Source organism: Salipaludibacillus sp. HK11 (assembly GCF_047795645.1).
Taxonomy (GTDB): Bacteria; Bacillota; Bacilli; order Bacillales; family Salisediminibacteriaceae; genus Salipaludibacillus.
Genome location: NZ_CP181045.1, coordinates 5116808 through 5137591, shown reverse-complemented (window position 1 = coordinate 5137591; position 20784 = coordinate 5116808). Strand labels below are relative to the sequence as shown.

Here is a 20784-nt window from a genome sequence, read left to right as displayed (position 1 = left end):
TAAAGGGATACAGAACTCGTTGGATTAATAGTTTTAAATCACTAAATCTTTTTATATCATCTAGTTCTAATTTTACTAGACAATCATATACTATAGTAGACAATGATAGAAATGAGGAGTTCATTTTGCGTCCTATTATTCTTTTACTCATCATAATTACAATTGCTATAAGTGTCAGAATAGACTTAACAACAGGAACAATTCCGGAAAAATCCACCAAAGAAAAGAGTCTACAAGAGGAATTAACTGAAAACAACGAAGAAATGCCTCTCACGATTTCTCCGCTGCCTTTTCAAGAAGTAATGGTTGAACCTGGACAAACTGTTTATGGCGTCACACAACAGCTTCACGACGCTTCTAACTTTGCTATTCCACTAGGGGATGTATTATTTGACTTCGAATCGTTAAATCCTGGCATTTCCGCCGACAAATTAATCGCTGGTGAAGTATATAAATTTCCATTATACGAACAAACACCTATTGAGTAATCATTCCCCTTGCCACAATTGTCCTCTCATTGTTACAATGTAAGACGTTAGGCAAAAACTACACGTATTTTTAAGTAAATAAAGGGGCGATGAAGAGTGACCCAAAGAACTCATCGAAAAGATACACGCAAAGTAAAGGTAGGATCACTGACAATTGGTGGAAGTGACGAGGTTATTATGCAAAGCATGACTATGTCGAAGACTCATGATGTTGACGCAACCGTTGCTGAAATAAACCGACTTGAAGAGGCAGGTTGTCAAATCGTTCGAGTTGCTTGTCCAGAAATGAAAGATGCTGAAGCAATCTCTGAAATAAAAAAACGAATTAATATCCCTCTCGTCGTAGACATCCACTTTGATTATAAGCTTGCGTTAAAAGCGATTGAAGGCGGTGCGGATAAAATCAGGATTAATCCTGGAAATATCGGTCGTAAAGAAAAAGTCGAAGCTGTTGTTAATGCTGCTAAAGCAAAAGGAATCCCTATTCGTATTGGTGTCAATGCAGGTTCATTGGAGAATCGTATCTTAGAAAAATATGGTTACCCCACTGCAGAGGGTATGGTTGAAAGTGCGCTACACCATATAAAAATCTTAGAAGACTTAGATTTTTATGATATTATCGTTTCTATGAAAGCTTCTGACGTCGGTCTAGCTGTAGAAGCTTATGAAAAAGCTGCGGAAGCTTTTGACTATCCATTACATTTAGGTATCACCGAGTCAGGAACTTTATTCGCTGGTACAATAAAAAGCTCTGCTGGACTAGGAGTACTTTTACAAAAAGGTATTGGAAACACAGTTCGAATTTCTCTTAGTGCTGATCCAGTTGAAGAAATTAAAGTAGCTAAAGAATTACTAAAAGCATTCGGTTTAGCTACCAATGCGGCAACACTCATTTCTTGCCCTACTTGCGGACGGATTGAGATCGATTTAATTAGCATTGCCAATGAAGTGGAAGAATATCTTCAAACAATTAAAGCTCCGATTAAAGTGTCTGTTCTAGGTTGTGCTGTTAACGGTCCAGGTGAAGCAAAAGAAGCCGACATTGGAATTGCTGGTGCTAGAGGCGAAGGACTACTTTTCCGTAAAGGGAAAACAATTCGTAAAGTACCAGAAGATCAGTTAGTTGAAGAACTAAAAAAAGAAATTAACGTATTGGCAGAGGCTCACTACGAAAAAGAGAGACAGAAGCAACTCGAAGTTTAAGACTAAATTTAGGATATCTTGGCTTTTCGCCAAGTCCTTCATGGCGAAAGCCTTAGTTTATCTTATACTTTAATCCTTTAGCGAAGTTAAACATTCTTTAAGTACAAAATAAGATAGCGAAGGGAGATTTTACCCTTCGCTTTACTTATGCGACAAATGGTGCAAAGAAGAAGCTCATGATTAATGAGAAGGCCCCTATCGCAACCGCTGTATAACCCAGCGCTTGACGATTCTTTCTCACAGCAATTGCTCCAAACACAATCCCTGCTATAGCGAAAATTACCGGTAAAAAAAATAGGGAGACAATAGATAAGGCAATACCTAACGCCCCAACTCCTTTTCCTGCTGTCTCATCTTCTTCTTTTACTTGTTCTCTAGTCCTATCAGAGGAAATTTCTGTAGTTCCTCTGCCTCCGACTAGACCAGGATTCGGTGTGTATTCCGCCGCAGTTTCTTCATCATATTGGTATGACACTTCCGGTTCCACTGGAACGCCGGTCTGCTGGTCTTCAATATTTTCAAACGTTCTCTCTTCTTCTAAGCGATTTTCTTCCTCTTCAGTCATGACAAATCTCACTCCCTTTACAAGGCTGTACAATTAGTATGGGGATGAGACAATAAAATCATAAGAGGAAATATTACACATTGTGAAAAGTAGGTGAAAAAATGTATAAATACCGATTAGGGATTGATATTGATGGAACAATTACAGATCCCGCTACGTTTATCCCACATTTGAATAAACATTTCAAAAAAAATCTAACACTAAATGACATTGTTGATTATGACCTCACAACAGTATTAGAAATCAGCTCAAAAGAGTTTACAGAGTGGATGAGCATTCATGAGCCATTTATGTATCAACATGCACAAATGGCAGTCCACGCTAAAAATATTTTAACAGAGTGGAAAAAACGATATGAACTTTATTATATAAGCGCTAGACCAAAACACGTCCATGAGTTGACGGTTGATTGGTTTCATCGTTTGACTATCCCATACGATCACATTGAGCTTCTAGGTCAACATGACAAACTAAATGCAGTTAAACGGCACAAAGTGGACGTGTTTTTTGAAGATAAGCATGATAATGCTTGTAACATAGCTGAAGAATGCAATATTCCTGTTATCCTTATCGACACCCCTTATAACCAATTAGCTGTACCCTCTAATGTGCATCGAGTACAGCATTGGAATGAAGCCAAAATAATAGTTGATAACTTATTCCGTTAGATAATCAACAGAGGCCGAGAGGTTGTTAAGTATCTAGCCTTGTTGGGTACTTCTTCTTATGCAATATTTTCAAAACCGTCACCGATAATACTTTTTGGGACAGCCTCTTGATACAAATAAATCATCTGATACTTCAAAAATCTTAATTTTTCAGCAGACTCTATTTTAAAAAGCGATTCCTGAATTAATTCTTAGGAATCGCTTTTTCATCTGGATCTATATTACTTTTCGACTTCCCACACTGTTCACAATAGCCATATACTTCAAATTTGTGACCAACAACATGAAACCCTTCATCAGCTATCGGTGATGTGTCCATTGGACACTCATGAATATGTTTTGTTTTACCACAATCAAGACAAATTAAATGATGATGGTGATGTTCGGTTGAACAAGAGAAGCGAAATTTCTTTTCGCCAGCTAATTCTGTCTCCTCAAGTATTCCTAGTTCAGAGAACACAGATAAATTACGATAAATTGTATCGAAACTTAACCCATGATACTTATCATTCATTGCTTCCAATACGTCCTTAGCTGCTAAATAACGACTTTCATCAGAAAATAACTGTAGCATATCTAGGCGTTTATCCGTATGCTTATATCCCTCTTCTTTCAATTTGTTCATCGCTTGTTGCACATTCAATGGATAAAACCTCCTTTAAGACGAACGAAGTCGCGAGTTATTTAATAAATTTATGATTCGTTTTATAATCAAAGCCAATATCAATAAAACAACACCAGTAACGACAACCGTTCCACCTGTGGCAATATTGAAGAAATAGGAAAACATCATCCCTCCAATTATTGATGTCTCTCCAAATAGGATACCAATAAATACAACTTGACGAAAGCTTTTTGCAAATTGCATACTAGCTGCTACTGGAAGAGTAACCATTGCACCAACGAGTAAAATACCAATTACTTTCATAGACATCGAAATAACAAGAGCAATCAAAACTGAAAATAAAAAATTCATTTTCTTCACTGATATTCCTGATGTAGTTGCAAATTCCTGATCGAACGATATCGATAGTAACTCTTTATAAAAGGCACCTAACAGGATCAATGCTACAAAACCTGTCATGAAAATAAATACTAAATCACTTAGAGTAACCGTCACAATACTGCCAAACAAATAATTGTACCATTCCGCATTACCACTTGAGGAGAGACTAATGAAAATTGCGCTTAAACCAATTCCTGATGAAAGAATGATCGGAATAGCTAACTCTTGAAAATATTTATATATTTGCCGTAATTTCTCTACTAGTAACGAACCAATCAACGAAAAAAGTAACCCCGTGTACAAAGGATTGATAAATGCCAATAATACAGACGTTTGACTCATTAACACACCTGCTGCAATTCCCGTTAATGTAATATGAGATAACCCTTCCGTGATTATCGTCATTCTTCGTATGAGAAGGAACGCGCCAATAACAGGACAAATAAATCCAATCATTAATCCTGCAAGTATCCCTCTTTCAAGAAATGTAATTTGTTGTAGTAATTCCATCATTCATATTCACCTTATTCTACTATTATAAAGATCGTTTTTTCGTTAAAGCAATCGAACAAATTAACAAAAGTACATTCGTCATGACGATGGTTCCCCCTGGAGCTAAGTCAAGATGAAACGCAGTGACCATTCCCACAACAACAGATACTTCTCCAAATAATACGGCATAGAGAAACATTTGCTTAAACCCTCTAGACCACCTCATTGCAGAAGCAACTGGCAAAGTCATCAATGCAGATACGAGTAGAATACCGACAATTTGCATCGAGATTCCTATGACTAGTGCGACTAATACCATGAAAAGAAAATGAAGTGACCGCTTAGGTAAGCCTGAGATTACTGCTTGGTCTTCATCAAAACTTAGAAAGAACAGTTCTTTATAAAATAAAAGAAGTACAATTGAAACAAGAATTGTTAATACAACAACAACTCGAAAATCGGTTTGGTTAATCGCGACAACGCTACCGAATAAATAATTAAACAAATCGTTATTAAATCCATCAGCCAAAGAAATAAAGACAACTCCTACTCCAATTCCTGCTGATAAAATAATTGGAATCGCTAGTTCTTTGTAAAATCGATAGACATGTCTCAATTTTTCAATCAAAAGAGCACCAGTTACTGAAAATGCCATTCCCATATAAACAGGGTTCAATCCAGCAAAAAAGCTAAAGTTCCTTCCCAACAATAAACTAAACGCTATTCCTGTTAATGTAATATGTGAAAGCGCATCAGCCATCATTGATAACCGACGGACAACGATAAATACCCCCACAACTGGAGCTAAGAAGCCGATCATCAGTCCCGTATACAGAGAATAACGTAAAAAATCAAATTGAAAGAAAACTTCGATCATGTTACGTCTCTCCTCCCATCATCATGATCATGATGATGATGGTGGTGATCGTGATCGTGGTTGTGTTCGAGTAGGTTAACTTCATGGCCGTACATAGCGGTCATCATTTCTTCTTTATTTTTATCAAATGCATGTTTATCTCCATGGAAATGTAAGCATTTATTTAAGCAAGCTACATCAGTTACATATTCTGACATCGCTCCAATATCATGTGTTACAAGAATTAACGTGATCCCTTTTTCATCATTTAATTTTTTTAGCATTGTATAAAAATTACTAACCGATTTTGCATCCACACCTACTGTCGGTTCATCAAGGATCAGTAAACTCGGATCACTCACTAGCGCTCGCGCTATAAAAACTCTTTGTTGCTGACCACCTGAAAGCTGACCTATGTTGGCGTCTATAAAATCCTCCATTCCAACTTGCGCTATCGCTTCTCGGACTTTTTCTTTATGTTTTTTATTTAAAAACCGGAAAAGACCTACCTTTCCGTATAATCCCATCGATACCACTTCAAAAACCGTTGCTGGAAAACCACTATTAAAGCTGTTCGCCTTCTGAGAGACGAAACCAATATCACTCCAATGATCAAATTTTTTCACATCAACTCCAAATAATTTTACCGTTCCTTGATGAGGTGAAAGTAAGCCAAGTAAACATTTTATTAGTGTCGATTTTCCTGAACCATTCGGGCCAACCAAACCAAGAAAAGATCCTTGAGGAATTTTCATGTTTATGTCTTCAAGAACATTTTGATTTTGATAAGCAAATGATAGTTGATGAATATCTATTGCTAGTGGCTTTAATTTATTATTCATACCCGATACCTCTTTACATATAAGAATCATTACGATTTATTTCCTTACCGTAGTATACACGAGCAATAACCGTTTGTAAATAATTCAGTTTGACTTGTATTAGTAGACCTTCTCGCATCTTTAAGCCAACCCCTATATAATAGAAGTCATAAGATAATATCTAGTACATTGAGCATAGATTCACTATATCTTACTTTCAGATATTATTACCGTTGGCCACAAGCTTCATGAGCCAAACTTTCACTTTAACAATTTACCTATCGAAAAGCTAGAAGGTTAGATGTATAATCCAATTAATTTAAAAGGAGGCTTCCAAAATGAAAGCTCATCAAATTGGTATTATCGATATGGGTTCCAACTCGATTCGCTTTGTCATTTATGCGGTTGATCGCCTCGGTTGCTATAAAGAGGTATTAAATTTAAAAGTAACCGCACGTTTAAGTACATATATTACAAATGAAAGAACGATGACTCAAGAAGGAATAGAGGTTATTTTAAGTACCTTAGCAAAGTTCGAGAGCGTGATAAATGATTTTCAACTAACGGAGATTAGAGGTGTTGCTACAGCCGCTATCAGAAATGCAGAAAATAAAGCAGAAATTTTACAAGCCATTTCTGAAAAAACTCCCTTTTTAATCTCTGTCTTATCAGAGCATGAAGAAGCTTATTACGGGTATTTAGCAATCACGAACTCAACAAATATTTCTCAAGCAATTACGATAGACATAGGTGGTGGGAGTACAGAGATCACCTACTTTAAAAATAGAGAATTAAAACATTCACATAGTTTTCCTTTCGGCGCACTCACTTTAAAAAAAGAATTCGTCAAGAATCATACACCGACAGACAGTGAATGGGATAACATACGGAAATTTTTAAAAGAACAATACGATACCCTCCCTTGGTTAAAAGGAAAAGAGGTCCCTGTCATCGGAATTGGAGGAACAGCTCGAAATATTGCTCTTGTTCATCAAAATTACATTGACTATCCTCTTTCAGGTTTACATCAATATGAAATGTCAAAAAAAGATGTTGCATCGATTCAAGGTAAACTCTCCTCACTGTCTTTAAAAAAGAGAGAAAAAGTAGATGGTCTATCTAAAGATCGTGCAGATATTATTTTGCCTGGTATCGCTGCTATTGAGGAACTAATTGAACATGCCAATTCAGATAAATTTGTAATAAGTAATAAAGGACTTCGCGATGGACTTTTTTACGAAATCTTACTTAAACCAATGGAAGTCACTCACTTCCCTAATGTTACAAGCGAAAGTTTTTACCAGTTAGGCGTCACCTATAACCTAGATCAAGACCATCAAAAAAGAATCGCTATTTTGTCATCTTACTTTGCAAAGGAATTGCTTCCTTTAAATGATGTTACCCTTTCCCAGCAAGACTTACAGCATATTCAATGGGGAGCAAATGTTTTCTATCTTGGATACACTATTCACCCAGAATCGCAAAGTCAGCATAGTTTCTATCTACTAACAAATCAATCAATAGACGGACTTTCTCACTTTGAGAGGTTAACAATCGCCTTTCTTTCTTCGTTTAAATCTCAGTCTCAATTAAAACGTTTTGCTGAACCTTTTCGACACTGGATTTCAAAGGAAGAATTAAGTAATGTTGAACTAATGGGTGCGATTTTAAAGCTTTGCTATGGCCTAAATGTATCCAAAAGAGATATTGTTAAACGAATTGAAATGACGAAAAATTCTTCTAAATTAATTGAGTTATCTATTTTTTATAGGGGTGATGTGTATTTTGAATCTAACCACGCAAATAAATACAAAAAACATCTAGAACGTTCACTTAAAAAATCGATCGAGTTATCTTTTATTGAGGAAGATTATTAAATCTTTACACCAATTTAACAATGATTTGCTAATCTAAATGAGAAAGATCTTGCATAAACTAATGATGATTCTTCTTTCCAATGCGCAAAAGATGGAGGGTTCTCTGTTGAAACTACACGGAAATCACAAAGAGATAAATCTAAATGACCCAAAATATTATAACAATCGTGAATTAAGCTGGTTAAGTTTTAATAAACGAGTGTTGCAAGAAGGGATAGATAAAGAAAATCCATTGTTAGAAAGATTAAAATTTATGGCGATATTCAGCTCAAATCTCGATGAATTCTTTATGGTGCGAGTAGCTGGATTAAAAGATCAGGTTAAAGCTGGGTTTAACAAGCCTGAAAATAAGGCTGGACTTACACCAAAACAACAATTAAAAAAAATTGCATTCGAAACACACCGTCTCGTCGAAATACAGGACGATTTATACAACTCAGAATTACGATTTACACTATCCCAAAAGGGAATTACGTTTTTACAAATAAGTAAACTGACAGGAAAAGCATACGATGCCCTTTCTAATCATTTCAAGAATTACATCTTACCCGTTTTGACACCGATGGCAATTGACGCTTACCGACCGTTTCCGATGCTTTTAAATAAAAGTCTGAATTTAGCTGTTGTTCTTCAGGGGAATGAAGACGAGCAAGCCGATAAATTAGCAATCGTTCAAGTTCCAGCGGTTTTAAAAAGATATTTACCTGTATTAGGAGACGACCTTTCACACCAATTTGTATTATTAGAAGATGTGATTAGCCACTTTATTGATCACCTCTTCAGCGGGAATAAAGTAAAATCAGTTTCTCCCTTTCGTATTACTCGAAATGCTGATTTAACGATTCACGAAGAAGATGCAAGCGACCTATTGAGAGAAATTGAAAAGGAATTAAAAAAAAGAAAATGGGGTGCTGCCATTAGGTTGGAGACGAAACGAGATAATATGGACCCCAAAGTACTTTCGTTTTTAACGAATGTTCTTGAACTACGTGTTGAAGATTTATACGAAGTGTCAGGACCTATTGACTTGTCCTTTTTATTGCCTTTTTATGACGAGGTAGCTCCCGACTTCGAATTATTGATTCATGAAACATCCGTTCCACAGCCACCTGCAGATTTGAGTGACGAAAGTGATATTTTTCAAGCAGCTTTGAAAAAAGATCTATTTTTTCATCATCCATACGAATCGTTTCAACCGATCGTTGACTTTATTACTAGAGCTGCTGGCGATAAAGATGTCTTAGCAATTAAACAAACACTCTATCGAGTGAGTGGGGACTCACCAATTATTGAAGCTTTATTGCTAGCTGCTGAATTAGGCAAACAAGTAACTGTTCTTGTTGAATTAAAAGCAAGATTTGATGAAGAAAAAAATATTCATTGGGCAAAAAAATTGGAAAAGTCGGGTGTACATGTTATCTATGGGATTTCCGGATTAAAAACTCATAGTAAAATAACATTGGTTATTCGTCATCATCATGAAAAAATTCAGCGTTTTGTTCATCTTGGAACTGGAAACTATAATGATTCAACAGCTAAACTTTATACAGATATGGGACTCTTAACAACTAAAGACTCATTTGGTCGTGATGCTACAAATTTTTTCAATTATTTGAGTGGTTTCAGCAACAAGCCGAACTGGATAGAGTTATCGACTTCTCCTTTCGATATGAGAGAAACGTTTCTAACTCTAATTAATGAAGAAATAAAATATCAGGAAGAACATGGTGACGGTCATATTATCGCAAAGATGAATTCACTTACAGATAAACCGATTATTTTAAAGCTCTATGAGGCAAGCAGAGCTGGTGTTAACATTGATTTAATTGTACGCGGTATTTGTTGTCTTAGGCCTGGAATTCCTCATGTCAGTGAGAACATTACTGTTCGTAGTATTGTTGGAAGATTTCTCGAACATAGTCGTATTTTTTATTTTCATCAACATGGAACAGAAAAGATATTTTTATCTTCTGCCGACTGGATGACTCGTAACATGGAAAAGCGGATTGAACTTTTGTTTCCTATTTATTCACAATCAATAAAACGGCGCATAAAAGATGTATTAATGCTTTCGTTACGTGATAATGTTAAAGCTAGGATCCAAAAACCTGATGGCAGTTATGAATACATTTCACGGACTACCGATACCCCTACTATTATGAGCCAAAATGTATTCCATGAACAAGCAGCAGTATTTTTCGAGGACAATTAAGTTTCTGAAAAACCTCACATTTCTGTAAGGAGACAATTCTGTTCACTAAATATCTTGTTATAGAAAATGAAGAGAACCTCAAAAGGATCTCTTCATTCCCTACTTTATTGGTCATACGACAATAGAGTACTTTTTTCTACATTTTCCTGAATTTCAACAGCATACCAACTTTTCGCATCCCCATTCTCTTCAATATACTGTTCTAATCCATACATTCCTCTGTGATAGGCTGTTAGTGCATGATCCCAGTCTCCATATTCCTCGTAAAGAAAATCCAAATATACGATTGATAATTGAATTGCATAGTACGGATCAAATAACATCTCGTCTTCATATGGAAGGTCTGCCATATCTGCAATCCACGGCCCTGTATTTTTCATAAATTGGGCTAAACCATAAGCATGTCCATATTTCGTCTCTGGACCAATTAAGTCAGGGTCAAAAACACCACCCGTCTCTATCTTTAGCAATTCGTAAACAATAAGTGGATTGACCTCTCTTTGTTGTGCTTCGAGAGCTAGAAAGGTTCCCCAATCTTTCTTAAACTCTCCATCACTATCTTCATATAAGTGGTTTGATACTTGTTTTGCCTCTTGCCAATTTTCCAAGCCTGACACTTGGTATTCATCTGGCAGGTGATTAATATATCCTTTCAATTTTTCGATTTCTAAATCCATTTGCTGCTGCTCTTTTTGTTCTTCCTTGGCTATCTCTAATTCTTGTATTTTATCTTTTGTATTAAGATATTCATTTCCTAATACAATTGAGACACCAGACAGGACAGCAATAACTAATATCATCACAAGCGTTTGAACACGCATGAGTTAGTCCCTCCTTTTGAAACTGCACATCTATGTGTACAGTTTAGGATGTTAACTGATGCTGAGTAGAAAAGCAACTAATGAGACCTAAGAATAGGTTAAATTGTCCTTTTTACACCTGTATTTTACTAAAGATGGTATTATATATTAATAAAAAGTACCTGTGTACTATACACAGGTACTTTCGATTAGGTTTATTATTTTTTAAAGAAAATGCTTTACGAGAGGCCGCAACTCAGGAATAGCCATCTTTTACTACAGAAAGTTTATGAAAACGATTCTTTTTTCGGCGTCCGTAACCACTTCATGACAATACCTTGTTTAGGTGAAAAAAAGAAAGCTATCATAAAAATCACTGACGCGACCAAAACAATTGATGCCCCGGAGGATACATCATAGATAACTGAAAAGTAAAGACCCACTACGGCTGAAATAACGCCAAAAACGGCTGATAATAATAGCATAACAGAAAACCTTTCCGTCAATAGATATGCCGTCGATCCCGGTGTGATGAGCATCGCTACCACAAGAATGATCCCTACCGTTTGCAACGAAGCGACGGTTACAAAAGAGAGTAAAAGCATTAGCATGTAATGTATCCACTGGACCGGTAAACCCGTAGCTTTAGCCATCGTCTCGTCAAAAGTACTTAATAATAGCGGACGATAAAAAATTAAAATAGCTACTAAGACAAAAGACCCAATCCCTATCGTGATGTACAGATCAGTTTGCGAAACAGCTAAAACATTCCCAAAGAGAATATGCCATAAATCGATACTTGTTCCCTGCATAGCAGTTATCATAACAACACCTAAAGCAAACATTGCCGAAAACATGATTCCTATTGCCGAATCCTCTTTTATTCGACTATTTTGTGATATAAATCCAATCGCGAGTGCCGTTAAAACTCCCGTAATAACTGCCCCTACGAAGAAACTTGCCCCAACCATATAAGCTATCACAACGCCTGGAAGCACAGCATGAGAAATTGCATCTCCCATTAGTGCCATGCCACGTAATATAATAAAACAACCAATCACGCCACATATAATCCCAACTAAAACTGCTGCTAATAAAGCATTTTGTAAATATGGATAATTCATTAATTGATAAATGAACATTTCTATATTTGCGATCAAGGTCCCACCACCACCATTTCCTTACTGTCAGATAATATAGCTGCATTTCCTTGATAGGCTTCTTTTAAGAACTTTGCTTGGTAAACATCATGAACAGTTCCTGCCTGAATAAGCTCTTGATTCAATAAAATAAGATAATCAAAATATTTTTCGACTTTACTTAAATCATGATGAATAATAAATAACGTTTTTCCTTCATTTCGTAATTTGTGGAGGATATTCACAATAATTTCTTCAGATTTCACATCAATCCCCACAAATGGTTCATCCAAATAAAATAAATCGGCATCTTGAGCTAATGCTCTTGCTAGGAATACACGTTGTTGTTGACCACCAGACAACTCTCCTATTTGTCGGTTCGCATAACTTTCCATTCCAACTTCCTTCAAAGCTAGTTTAGAACGCTTCCGATCTTGTCGGCTAGCTCTCTTATACCAAGGGATATGCATAAATCTTCCCATGAGAACGACGTCTTCCACTCGAACTGGGAAATCCCAGTCAATTGAATTTCTCTGAGGAACATAGGCAATTTTTTTACGCATAGAGTTGACTTTTTTTCCAAAAATAGAAACTTGTCCTTGACTCTTTTCAAGCCCAAGCATAGCTTTCATTAGTGTCGATTTTCCGGCACCATTTGGCCCGATCACACCAACGATCGTCCCTTCTTCAACAGAAAAAGTGATATCGCGAATAGCTGTGTGATTATAATAATGTACGGATAAATGCTTTACTTCTATCAATTGTTTAGTCACTTCTTTCAACCTCCTCATTTCAACAAAATCATATAATAAGTTTATAAAATTAAAAATTAATCATAATCAATGTTTTTCATACTAAACTACACTCGTTGAAGAGTAGAGTTTGCTTTTATAATTATTATGACCCAATTGTATATGGTTAAATTTAATGTTTTATCCTATGCATATCTACAATGATTGTGCCCTGAACTGAAAATGTTGTGTTAACATCAAAAAGTTTACTTAGGGAAACTTTTTCAGTCACTTTTTATTATAATGCATCTGTTTCAATCTTTCAATGTATTACTGCATTTATAAATAATCGCATCGTTTCTTTGCGAAAATATCCGTTTTCTTCACATGATCTATCCCTTCTTCATAAAATAAATAATCTGATATACAATAGAGGAGGATCCCCATTGAATTCAGTCATTCAAGATATTATTAACCAAAAAGTTCGACAACTGACCTTAAAAGAATTGATTAAACTTTGTCAACAGGAAGGAATTCCATTAACTGTTAAAGACGGACGTCGTATTCTTGCTATCCTTCAAAGAAAACCATTTGATATTGCAGATAAAAAAAGAATTAAATCAATTAGAAAGCAATTGCAACAAGAATTCCCTTCTCAATATAAACATGCTCTCGTATTATTAAAGCCTTATGAACATTATTTAGAATAATACGAACGAATTTTAAGAGGTTTGCTTAGATCTTAAGTTAGTGATCAAGTTAGAATAACAAGCAAAAAAGGAGTACCCAATGATACTTGGATACTCCTTTTGTTTAGCATTATGCCTGACTTGCAAGAAGTTCATCTTTTAACGATTCATGGAAAATACGTTTTTTAAGCATGTCAATTTCTTTTCCATATGGTGGTTTTTTGTTTTTCTTATCTGTACCAACATAAGGCGTTTCTAAGATTTTAGGGATATTAATAAACACTTCATGATACAAGATTCGTTCAATCGCTTCAAAGCCAATATGGCCAAAACCAATATTTTCGTGACGGTCCTTTTGAGCTCCCCGTTCATTTTTACTATCATTTACGTGAAGAACTTTAATTCTGTCTAATCCAACAATCTTATCAAATTCAGCTAATACCTTGTCCAATTCTTCTACAATATTATATCCAGCATCGTGAACGTGACATGTATCAAAACAAACGGACAGCTTTTCGTTGTAGTTTACACCTTCAATTATCGCAGCTAATTCTTCAAATGAACGACCACATTCAGAACCTTTGCCAGCCATTGTTTCCAACGCAATTTGCACGTCTTGCTTAGGGTCTATCACTTCATTTAATCCTTCAATAATTTTTGCGATACCAGTCTCAGCACCCGCTCCTACATGAGCACCTGGGTGCAAGACGATTTGTTTTGAGCCAATCGCCTCCGTACGATCTATTTCACTTTTCAAGAAATCGACACCTAGCTGAAACGTTTCCGGCTTCGTAGTATTTGCAATATTAATAATGTATGGTGCATGAACGACCATGTTTGAAATCCCATTTGTCTGCATATGTTCTTGACCCGCTTCGATATTCAAATCTTCTATCGCTTTACGTCGAGTGTTTTGCGGTGCACCTGTATAAACCATAAAAGTCGTTGCTCCATAAGAAGCTGCTTCTTCACTTGCACCTAACAACATTTTTTTTCCGCTCATTGATACATGCGATCCTAATAACATCAAACATTCCCCCTATTCATCTTGCCCGATTTACACTAATCGTTTTTTCTTTTTAATCTCCGCTGACGATTCTCCCGTTGTTCCATTTCTCTTTTAGCCTTTTTCTTGTAACCTGGCTTAACTTTCTGCTTACTTTTCGTACTTTTCACTGGTGGTCCTGGCGTATGATTTGTTTTTTGGACTGGAGCAATCCTCTTTTCAATCGTTATCCATTCACCTTTCTTCAGCTCTTTATATACAAATTGAATACCTTGTTTTTCCAGTTTTTCAATACTTAATTGATCTGAACGTCCGTATAAAGTCAAAGCAATGCCATCCCATCCAGCTCTAGCAGTACGTCCGACACGATGAATATAATACTCTAATTCTTTTGGTATCTCAAAATTAATAATGTGACTAATTCCTTTAATATCAATTCCTCGTGCTACAAGGTCTGTCGCTACCAAATATTGAATTTCTGCATCCTGAAGTTTTTTCAATACTTTTTTTCGATGGCGAGGTTGCATGCCACCATGAATACAATCAACATTTAACCCTTGTGCTTGTAGTGTACGAAATACATCGTCGGCTGACTCTTTTGTATTCGTAAAAATTATCGCCAAAAATGGATTTAACACTTTCGTTATGTTAACAAGAATGTTTTTGCGATCACGATCTCGATCAGGAATAAGCCAGTGATTTATATTTTTTGGCGAAGCACCTTTTGCATCTACATCTACTTGTTTTGGATTTTTCATATACTTCTGTAAGAATGGTTTTAACTTCTCAGGAATCGTCGCTGAAAACACCATTATTTGTAAATTCTTATTCATCCTAGATGCAATAAGATCTACTTCTTCTAGAAAGCCCATATCAAGCATTTGATCCGCTTCATCAACAACTAAAGCTTCGACATGCGTTGGTTTTAATGCTTGCTGATTTAACATATCCAATATTCGACCTGGAGTTCCAATAACGATATGCGGGTGATGTTTTACTTTTTCGATCATTCTCAAACGATCTGTCCCACCGACAATAAGTTGTGAAGTAATTTGTTTATCACTTTTATCTGCATAAGATTTGCACACTTCATAAAGTTGTGTAGCTAGCTCTCTCGTAGGTGCAGTAATTACAAACTGAGTCGTTTCTTCCTCTGGTTTCACACGGTTTAACATAGGCAACAAAAAGGCTAATGTTTTTCCGGTGCCTGTTTGCGAACGACCTATGACATCTTGGCCATTTTTTATTGCTGGAATTAACCTCTCTTGGATTTCGGTTGGCAATGATATACCTTCTTGATTTAATGAATCAATTAAAAAAGGTTTCAATTCAAATCGATCAAAATTATGCTTCATGTTTTTTTCCTTCTTTCTATTAACGAATCATTTAGCTCTAATGAACCATTTTATCACGAAGACGGAAGCAAATGCCAGTTCATGTCCGTTTTCATTAATTTTTTTTATTTCACGGTTATAGCGTCCATCAAAATAAGCATCTTTAATCTATTTGCATAATAATTTATATTAACTTAAGCAAAAGCCCAAACGTTTGAGTTTATAGGGGCATACATATAGTGAAGAAGGTCATGTTTGAAAGGATGATCAAAATGTTCGGGCCTCCCCCTTTTCCAACTCATATGCCAATGGCTCCCCAATCATTTTTTCCAGGCGGCGCATCTCCTGCAAGTATGGTTCCATCTACCATTCCTCAAGGAGCACAAGGCGCTGGTCTGCTGTCAAAACTATTTGGAGGCGGTTCTGCAGTTGGTGGTGCCACTTCATCATTATCTGGGTTAGCTTCTGCAGGACAAGGAATGAATATGGGGCAATTGATCGGCTTAGCTCAAAACGCACAAAAGCTTATTCAAACTGTTCAAACCGTTGGACCGATTGTTCAACAGTATGGACCAATGGTGAAAGCTCTACCTCAGTTAATGCAACTATTAAATACTAGTTCAATTCCAGAACCAGAACAAGAACAAGAAAAAGAACCAAAAAAAGCAAAAACAGTGAAATCGAAATCAGTCAAAAAAAAGCCCACAAATAAACAAAAGCTTAAAAAAAGCAATGAATTATCTTCTCCACAAAAAACAAGCAAGCAGCCACTTGCAAAAAAAAGTACTAAAAAAACGCAAAAATCATCGAATATACCAGCACCTAAATTATATATTTAATTGTCAAAACCTCTGATGATAAAGAGGTTTTTCTATTTTTCTATTGACTAATAGAACGTAACATAGTAGAATGTTTTATTTTGATTCGATTTGTGTTATAATAGAAATACTATTGCATTGGAGGAATGTCTATGTTTAATGTGGGAGAAAGCGTCGTATACCCTTATCATGGGGCTGGCACAATCAAAGATATGGAAGAAAAGGATATACTAGGAGAAAAACACATTTATTTTGTTGTGTACTTTCCACTAAACCACGTAACTTTAATGCTTCCAGAAAACAGGATAAAAGAATCTGGTCTTCGCAAAATCATTAAAAGCGACCAACTTGAAGAAGTAGCTACTGCACTTAAAACAAGTGAAGTGCCTGAGAAGAAAGAAGCAGCTCGTCCCTACTCTAAAGAAAACGAGACATTACTTAAAACAGGCTCAATTCTTGATGCAGCCAGCGTTATTGCAAACCTCACTTCAAAGCAAGGCGAACGTAATAATGGCCTTCATATGGAAGATCGAAAAAACCTCGATAGAGCAAAACAGTTTATTGTTAGTGAACTGATGCTTGTAAATGAAATGAGCGAAGATGAAGCAATGAGCTTCATCAACGAACACGCTCACGGAGCATAGTATTAAATGATAACGGGTCCCTAGTTCCTAGGTATCCGTTTTATTTTTTATTCGATCTACATAAACATGTACTATTTGTTTGTCATTAAGTAGTTCAACATTTATAATTAAATTGGAGTTATCTCCGTTTCACTCTTTTTCAATTAAAACTAGCATAAATTAGCGACAAAAGCTTTTTTGAATCATTAGGAGGAATAGACTTATGGAAGTTATTAAAATTTCCCCAAGAGGTTATTGTTACGGCGTCGTTGATGCGATGGTATTAGCCAAACAAGCTGCTGCGAATTTGGATTTACCAAGGCCGATCTATATATTAGGAATGATCGTTCACAATCAACACATCACAGATGCCTTTGAAGAAGATGGGATAATTACTCTTGATGGACCAAATCGATTAGAAATACTAAAGCAAGTCGAAAAGGGTACCGTAATATTCACTGCTCACGGCGTCTCGCCGGAAGTAAGAGAACTTGCTAAAGAAAAAGGACTAACAACAGTAGATGCCACATGCCCAGATGTAACCGTGACACATGACCTTATTCGCAATAAAAAAGCAGAAGGTTATGAATTTATCTATATAGGTAAACAAGGCCATCCTGAACCAGAAGGAGCCATTGGCGTAGCCCCAGATGTCGTTCATCTTGTTGAGTCAGAGCAAGATGTAGAAGACTTAACATTAACAAACGATAAAATCTTAATTACGAATCAGACCACCATGAGTCAATGGGATGTTTCAACGATTATTAATAAAGCATTGAAAAAATATCCTAGAGCCGAAGTTCACAATGAAATTTGTATGGCGACACAAGTTCGTCAAGAAGCTGTTGCTGAACAAGCTGGCAAAGCAGACCTTCTCATTGTCGTGGGTGATCCCAAAAGTAATAATTCAAATCGACTTACCCAAGTATCAGAGGAAGTAGCAGGTACACCATCTTACCGAGTCAAAAGTGTAAACGACTTGGATCTAGAATCACTTAAAGGTATTAAAACAGTTGCTGTCACTTCAGGTGCAAGTACTCCTACACCAATAACAAAAGAAGTAATCACCTTTTTGCAGAATTTTGATGAGGAAGATCCTCATACATGGGATACAACAAGCATGGTAAAATTAACAAAAGTTCTTCCGAAAATAAAAAAGAAAAGGATTCAAGAGGCATAAGAGAAAGACGCCGGGCTAACTATTGCCCGGCGTCTTTTTTGTTTTTCCACCGTAAATCTGCTTCCAACGGGTTTCTGAGGAGTTGAGCAGTTTCCTTTTGACTTGTAAGCCCTTCATCTACCTTTGCTGCTCGATAAAGTCATATGCTGCTTTCTCTTGTGATCCTTACTTTCATATTCCAGCTCTCATGTGGCACAAGTCGCTCCCTCTTGTTACCTTTCTTTCCACATTCACTACATGACTACATGATAAAGGGCACAAGTTAACGAAACAATTGCAGTCCGCTATAAAATTCCTTCTGCTTTAAAAGCAGTCATTGATAAGTATTCCGAAATAAAACCTCCCGATCTTCATTTTCTATTGAAGAGCGGGAGGTTTGTTGTCAAATCATACTATCTTACAAAAATCTAAACGGATCAGTATGAAGATCTGAAATTATGACATCCGTATTATATTTTTTTTCAGCAATAAAAGCCTCAATCTTCTTTTGAACGCCTACTTTCATTATTTTCTCTACGTTGTGGCCTGGGTCTATCATCATCAACCCTTCCATCATCGCATCATGGGCAACATGGTAATATAAATCTCCAGTTACATAAACATCTGCTCCTTTGTGCAATGCTGTAAACGTATATTTATTTCCATCGCCACCAAGAACAGCTACTTTCTTTACTTTTCTCTCTCCATTTCCAACAACACGAAGACCTTTAACGTCAAACGCTTTTTTCACTTGTTCAGCAAATTCATCTAAAGTTACCTCTTTCTTTAAATAACCGATCCGCCCTAAACCAAGCGATGCACCTGAAGACGACATGTCATAAAGATCATAAGCGACTTCTTCGTAAGGATGAGCTTTCTCCATTGCGCGAATCACTTGCTTTTCTATCGATGCATGAAAAACACTTTCTATTTTCACCTCATCAACAAACTCCATTTCACCTTGATTCCCGATAAATGGGTCTGTACCTTCTCCGGGTTTAAACGCCCCCATCCCATAAGAGGTGAAACTACAATGACTGTAGTTACCAATATGGCCCGCTCCTGATGCTCCGATTGCCTCGCGAACTTCTTTCGCATTATTTTCTGGGACAAACACAACTAGTTTTTTCAAAGTATCCTTTTCTGTCTCTACTAAAACTTCTAAATCCTGTAATTCCAATGCGTCAGCCATCATATCATTAACACCACCTGGCGTAACGTCAAGATTTGTGTGCGCAGCATACACTGTAATATCATGTTTGATCAATTTTTCAATTGTTCTACCATACGTTTGATCTGTCCTTAACGCTTTAATAGGCTTGAAAATAATTGGATGGTGAGCAATAATCAAATTCACTCCTTTTTCAATTGCTTCATCAACAACTGGTTCCAATACGTCTAAAGCAACCATGACTTTACTAACTGGTTTGTTAAGTGTACCAATTTGTAAGCCTATCTTATCTCCTTCTAGCGCGTAAGACTTCGGAGAAAACTGTTCAAAAGCTTGAATAATCGTTTGTCCATTTGCTTGTTTCACGGTAATACCTCCTTCAACCACAATAACTTTTGTTGAATTTCTTGCTTTTTCAATACTAACTTTTCTTGATCACTTGCATGATTAAGTTGCTCAAATACCTTTTCTAATTTATCTAATTCCCTAACCCACTTTTTTTGAAAAGCGGAATTTTTCTCTTTTAGTAAAAATGGCCCCATCCAAAGTTCTTTCTCTAACTCGCTACCATAATGTAGATTTGGAGGTCCCTGCTCAGCAACAATAATTTCATAAACATGATCCTCTTCATCAACTATTGCTTCATCAACTAAGGACCAACCATGCTTGAATAACCACCGTCTCACGTTATCGGCGGCGACATTAGGTTGAAGAATAAGCTGTTCAACCATTTCAAGATAATCTTTCCCTTCTTCTAAGATCGATGCAATAAGCGATCCTCCCATACCAGCCACAACTACGGTATCAACTTTTTCGTCTTTTAGTACAGATAGACCACTTCCTAACTTAGCTGTTATTCGATCACTTAAACGATGTTTTGCAATTTGTGCTTTAGCTGAGGTAAGTGGCCCTTGATTTACTTCCCCAGCAATAGCACGAGGACACTTTCCTTGTTTAACTAAGTGGACAGGTAAATATGCATGATCAGAGCCAATATCTGCTAATATAGCTCCCTGCGCTACAAACTCGCTAACTTTCTCTAATCGTTTAGATAATAATTGTTCATTCACTTCATTCACCTTAATTTCATCGGTATAGTAAATCATTCATTTTTATTCATCTCACA

The 20784-nt window shown here is 36.4% G+C and carries 21 protein-coding genes; 9 read left to right on the top strand and 12 right to left on the bottom strand.

Going from position 1 to position 20784, the window contains the following annotated elements; translation table 11 throughout:
* The first annotated feature begins 125 nt into the window (after positions 1–125).
* A complete protein-coding gene (locus ACM26V_RS24405) occupies positions 126–488 on the top strand; it encodes a hypothetical protein (RefSeq protein WP_416149353.1) in 363 nt (120 codons plus the stop codon).
* 96 nt (positions 489–584) lie between these two features.
* Complete coding sequence (gene ispG, locus ACM26V_RS24400; RefSeq protein ID WP_416149352.1) at positions 585–1691, top strand: flavodoxin-dependent (E)-4-hydroxy-3-methylbut-2-enyl-diphosphate synthase; 1107 nt, start codon at positions 585–587, stop codon at positions 1689–1691.
* Between the two features lie 145 nt (positions 1692–1836).
* Here ispG and ACM26V_RS24395 read toward each other — a convergent pair whose 3' ends face one another.
* Positions 1837–2256, bottom strand: coding sequence for a DUF4190 domain-containing protein (locus tag ACM26V_RS24395; protein WP_416149351.1), 420 nt, complete (start codon positions 2254–2256; stop codon positions 1837–1839).
* Positions 2257–2357: 101 nt separating this feature from the next.
* Here ACM26V_RS24395 and ACM26V_RS24390 point away from each other — a divergent pair, with 101 nt between their 5' ends.
* On the top strand, positions 2358–2924 hold the full coding sequence (locus tag ACM26V_RS24390; RefSeq protein ID WP_416149350.1) for a 5' nucleotidase, NT5C type: 567 nt from the start codon (positions 2358–2360) through the stop codon (positions 2922–2924).
* A gap of 184 nt (positions 2925–3108) precedes the next feature.
* On the opposite strand, the gene ACM26V_RS24385 is transcribed toward ACM26V_RS24390, so the two are convergent.
* The 4 genes from ACM26V_RS24385 to ACM26V_RS24370 are packed head-to-tail and all read right to left on the bottom strand — an operon-like array spanning position 3109 to position 6120.
* Positions 3109–3567, bottom strand: a complete 459-nt coding sequence (locus ACM26V_RS24385) for a Fur family transcriptional regulator (protein ID WP_416149349.1) — start codon at positions 3565–3567, stop codon at positions 3109–3111.
* Between the two features lie 15 nt (positions 3568–3582).
* A complete protein-coding gene (locus ACM26V_RS24380) occupies positions 3583–4443 on the bottom strand; it encodes a metal ABC transporter permease (RefSeq protein ID WP_416149348.1) in 861 nt (286 codons plus the stop codon).
* A 22-nt stretch (positions 4444–4465) separates the two neighbouring features.
* On the bottom strand, positions 4466–5299 hold the full coding sequence (locus ACM26V_RS24375; RefSeq protein ID WP_416149347.1) for a metal ABC transporter permease: 834 nt from the start codon (positions 5297–5299) through the stop codon (positions 4466–4468).
* A complete protein-coding gene (locus tag ACM26V_RS24370) occupies positions 5296–6120 on the bottom strand; it encodes a metal ABC transporter ATP-binding protein (RefSeq protein ID WP_416149346.1) in 825 nt (274 codons plus the stop codon). The genes ACM26V_RS24375 and ACM26V_RS24370 overlap by 4 nt, the downstream gene beginning before the upstream one ends.
* 317 nt (positions 6121–6437) lie before the next feature.
* Between ACM26V_RS24370 and ppx the strand changes: the two genes are divergently transcribed.
* Both ppx and ACM26V_RS24360 read left to right on the top strand, forming a co-directional pair.
* Positions 6438–7976 carry an exopolyphosphatase gene (gene ppx, locus ACM26V_RS24365; RefSeq protein WP_416149345.1) on the top strand — a complete coding sequence of 513 codons (1539 nt, stop codon included), beginning with the start codon at positions 6438–6440 and terminating at the stop codon, positions 7974–7976.
* 91 nt (positions 7977–8067) lie between these two features.
* The gene (locus ACM26V_RS24360) at positions 8068–10188 is read left to right on the top strand and encodes an RNA degradosome polyphosphate kinase (protein WP_416151958.1); all 2121 of its coding nucleotides are present in this window, start codon (positions 8068–8070) and stop codon (positions 10186–10188) included.
* A 104-nt stretch (positions 10189–10292) separates the two neighbouring features.
* Here ACM26V_RS24360 and ACM26V_RS24355 read toward each other — a convergent pair whose 3' ends face one another.
* The 3 genes from ACM26V_RS24355 to ACM26V_RS24345 all read right to left on the bottom strand — a co-directional run bounded on the left by ACM26V_RS24355 (position 10293) and on the right by ACM26V_RS24345 (position 12918).
* Positions 10293–11009 carry a lytic transglycosylase domain-containing protein gene (locus tag ACM26V_RS24355; RefSeq protein ID WP_416149344.1) on the bottom strand — a complete coding sequence of 239 codons (717 nt, stop codon included), beginning with the start codon at positions 11007–11009 and terminating at the stop codon, positions 10293–10295.
* 266 nt (positions 11010–11275) lie between these two features.
* Positions 11276–12145 carry a metal ABC transporter permease gene (locus ACM26V_RS24350; RefSeq protein ID WP_416151957.1) on the bottom strand — a complete coding sequence of 290 codons (870 nt, stop codon included), beginning with the start codon at positions 12143–12145 and terminating at the stop codon, positions 11276–11278.
* Positions 12145–12918, bottom strand: coding sequence for a metal ABC transporter ATP-binding protein (locus tag ACM26V_RS24345; protein WP_416149343.1), 774 nt, complete (start codon positions 12916–12918; stop codon positions 12145–12147). The genes ACM26V_RS24350 and ACM26V_RS24345 overlap by 1 nt, the downstream gene beginning before the upstream one ends.
* A 386-nt stretch (positions 12919–13304) precedes the next feature.
* On the opposite strand from ACM26V_RS24345, the gene ACM26V_RS24340 reads away from it, so the two are divergent.
* Positions 13305–13568, top strand: coding sequence for a DUF2624 family protein (locus ACM26V_RS24340; RefSeq protein WP_416149342.1), 264 nt, complete (start codon positions 13305–13307; stop codon positions 13566–13568).
* Positions 13569–13677: 109 nt separating this feature from the next.
* Here ACM26V_RS24340 and ACM26V_RS24335 read toward each other — a convergent pair whose 3' ends face one another.
* Positions 13678–14577: a deoxyribonuclease IV gene (locus ACM26V_RS24335; protein WP_416149341.1), complete on the bottom strand. Its 900-nt coding sequence runs from the start codon at positions 14575–14577 to the stop codon at positions 13678–13680.
* 32 nt (positions 14578–14609) lie between these two features.
* Entirely contained in the window at positions 14610–15908 is a 1299-nt protein-coding gene (locus tag ACM26V_RS24330) for a DEAD/DEAH box helicase (RefSeq protein ID WP_416149340.1), read from the bottom strand.
* A 218-nt stretch (positions 15909–16126) separates the two neighbouring features.
* Here ACM26V_RS24330 and vrrA point away from each other — a divergent pair, with 218 nt between their 5' ends.
* The 3 genes from vrrA (at position 16127) to ACM26V_RS24315 (ending at position 18508) form a co-directional block, all read left to right on the top strand.
* A complete protein-coding gene (gene vrrA, locus ACM26V_RS24325; RefSeq protein ID WP_416149339.1) occupies positions 16127–16726 on the top strand; it encodes a VrrA/YqfQ family protein in 600 nt (199 codons plus the stop codon).
* 131 nt (positions 16727–16857) lie between these two features.
* A complete protein-coding gene (locus ACM26V_RS24320; RefSeq protein ID WP_416149338.1) occupies positions 16858–17349 on the top strand; it encodes a CarD family transcriptional regulator in 492 nt (163 codons plus the stop codon).
* Between the two features lie 202 nt (positions 17350–17551).
* Entirely contained in the window at positions 17552–18508 is a 957-nt protein-coding gene (locus ACM26V_RS24315) for a 4-hydroxy-3-methylbut-2-enyl diphosphate reductase (RefSeq protein WP_416149337.1), read from the top strand.
* A 397-nt stretch (positions 18509–18905) separates the two neighbouring features.
* On the opposite strand, the gene ACM26V_RS24310 is transcribed toward ACM26V_RS24315, so the two are convergent.
* The gene (locus tag ACM26V_RS24310; protein WP_416149336.1) at positions 18906–20024 is read right to left on the bottom strand and encodes a Nif3-like dinuclear metal center hexameric protein; all 1119 of its coding nucleotides are present in this window, start codon (positions 20022–20024) and stop codon (positions 18906–18908) included.
* Complete coding sequence (locus ACM26V_RS24305; RefSeq protein WP_416149335.1) at positions 20021–20764, bottom strand: tRNA (adenine(22)-N(1))-methyltransferase; 744 nt, start codon at positions 20762–20764, stop codon at positions 20021–20023. Before ACM26V_RS24305 ends, ACM26V_RS24310 begins: the two co-directional genes overlap by 4 nt.
* Positions 20765–20784: the final 20 nt, after the last annotated feature.